Here is a 298-nt window from a genome sequence, read left to right as displayed (position 1 = left end):
ACGCCTGCGCCTCGGTGGCGGTGAGCATGGCGATGATGCGCTGCGGAGCGTCGCTGCCCGCGATGCGCAACTCCACATGGGGGTGCAGCCCCTTCACCTGCAGACCCACGCGCAGACCCAGTGCATCCGGCGAGCCGACCCTCAGGCGCGCAACCGCGCCCCCCGACTTGAGGGGCACCCAGCGCAATGCGGGCGTGATGCGGTCGATGCCTTCGCCGCTCAGCGTGCGGCCGATGCCGATCTGCACGGCCTTGACGCCTTGGCGTGCGTTCCGCCGCTCCATGTCGACGAGGCGCTC

At 71.1% G+C, this 298-nt stretch carries 1 protein-coding gene; it reads right to left on the bottom strand.

What is annotated here, in order from left to right:
* Positions 1–298 (bottom strand): hypothetical protein (locus OH705_RS26970; RefSeq protein WP_267303401.1); only part of this gene is annotated, 298 nt, incomplete at both ends.

This window comes from Pseudomonas sp. BJa3, from assembly GCF_026343815.1.
GTDB lineage: Bacteria > Pseudomonadota > Gammaproteobacteria > Pseudomonadales > Pseudomonadaceae > Aquipseudomonas > Aquipseudomonas soli.
The sequence above is the reverse complement of the archived record's forward strand: the minus strand, read 5'-3'. Positions and strand labels throughout refer to the sequence as shown.